The sequence below is a fragment of the Campylobacter sp. RM9328 genome, assembly GCF_012978615.1.
Window position 1 is genome coordinate 1 of the sequence record NZ_LIWF01000035.1, and the last position, 2,104, is coordinate 2,104.

General features: G+C 38.4%; 1 protein-coding gene. It reads right to left on the reverse strand.

Annotated elements, in window-relative coordinates:
• Positions 1-668: 668 nt before the first annotated feature.
• On the reverse strand, positions 669-2,104 hold a 1,436-nt coding region (locus tag CCAL9328_RS10470), incomplete at its 5' end, for a flagellin B (protein ID WP_170000616.1).

The window sequence follows — 2,104 nt, forward strand, 5'->3', positions numbered from 1 at the left end:
TTAATTAAACTTTTCTAAAGTTTATCGCAAAGACTAGCTTTGCTAGTCTGCGAAGTAAAATCTGCGCCCAGCGCAGCAACTTTGAAAGGCTTTTACGGGGGGGGGTTAGGGGTTGTGAAGGGGGAAGCCAAGGTGTTGCTATCTTTCGTAGCGTCGCAAACGATGATTTACATCGTTTTTGCTGTCACGCTACTCATCTGCCAAAAAAAGCGCTTTTTATTTTTATCTACTTTTAACGCACGAACAAAGTCCGTGCTAAAGTAGCAAACACTAAAGTCCCCATAAATGGGGTACCCCTTCCCACTTAAAAAAGAAAAGAAAAATTTAGATTTCTCTCATATTTCAAAAATTTAAATCCGCAAAAAAAGAAATATAAATTTAAAATTCAAATTTCTAAAAAATTTCGGGCAAAGAATTGGGGAGCCCCGCTTGCGGGGCTTTAGTTTAATTAAACTTTTCTAAAGTTTATCGCAAAGACTAGCTTTGCTGACCTTTAGGGTAGAATTTAAAATATTAAAAATATTTCTTTTTTAAGTGGGAAGGGGAGCGCTTTTTTGGCAGCCGCTACCCCTTCCCCCTTAACAACCCCTAACCCCCTGGAAAAGCCTTTCAATGGGTGGCTTACGCCACGGATTTTATAGGGGTAACCGTGCGAAGCACAGATTAAATTATTGTAACAATCTTAAAATATTTTGTTGGACGGCGTTGGCTTGGCTCATGGCGTAGCTACCACTTTGAGCTAGGATATTGAATTTAGAGAAATTCGCACTCTCACTAGCAAAATCCACATCTCTTATCTGGCTTTCAGCTGATTTGACATTGACTTGGGTAACTGTGATATTATTAATAGTAGCTACTAATTGGTTTTGGACTGAGCCTAGATCTGCTCTTAGTTTATCTAGAGTTTTTCTAGCACTTTCAGCTACATCCACCATAGCTTGAGCACCACCATAGGTATTTACTCCACCGGCTTGATCGCCCCAGCCCATACCAGCGTTGGAAGCACCTCCATCAAAGTATCCCATAGCTTTAGCCAAAGCTGCACTTATAGTTCCAGAGTTCATATATTTAAGATTAACTGAAGCTTGATTATATGAGTTTGAAGCACTTACCGCCCCCATAGACACAGTACTTAAGCCACTAATCACTTGTAACCCATCCAAGCCAACTTTAATATCTCTAGCATCTTGGCGAACAAAAGTAATTTGACCTAAAAATACCATACCAGCAGACGCAAGACCTTGCCCTGAAGCTTCAGAAGCACCAGATAGTCTACCACCCAAGGCAGTATAACTATTAGAAAATGTTCCTATTCTAATCGCTCTACCATCCTTGGCTGCTAAAACCAGATGGCCATTTTGTAAGCTAGCTTCTACGCCTGTTTCATCTTTTTTAGCGTTGATTGCTGCGATTAGAGCGTTATCGGCATCATTAGCTTGAGTTTTGATATTACCTATCACTACGCCATTAATAGCTAAACCTTGAACTGTTCCGGCTTTTACAGCGTCACTAAAAATTTGAGTATTATTTACATTTACTTTTACACCAGTTTTATCACTTACACCATTCATCATTTCGGCTACAGCTTTGTAACCATCAGTTTGTAAAGTAGTGGCATCAATTTTTTGAAATGTATAACCACTAGGATATCCATCAATTCCGCTGAGTTTTACTGTTACACCATCAGATAAAGCTGATATAATAGAGAATATACCATTATTCGTAGTCTCAAACCTAGTATGCCCAATTGTATTTGAGTTTGTAGCACCTATGCTTACTTTAGCTGTTTCATTACTATAAGCACCTATTTGGAAGTTTTTATTAGAGAAGTTACCATTTAAGAGTTGTTGGCCATTAAAGCTTGTAGTAGTAGCTATCATATCTAACTCTTCAAGAAGTCTTGAGATATCATTTTGAAGAGCTCTTCTAGAATCACTATTTTGACCATCTTGAGCTGCTTGGATAGCTTTGGTTTTAATAGTATCTAGTATTTTAATCTGTTCATCCATAGCTTTATCAGCTGTTTGGACTATACCTATTGCGTCATTACCATTAGATATAGCTTGACCTAATGAGTTGGCTTGGCTTTTTAGTGAGTCAGCAA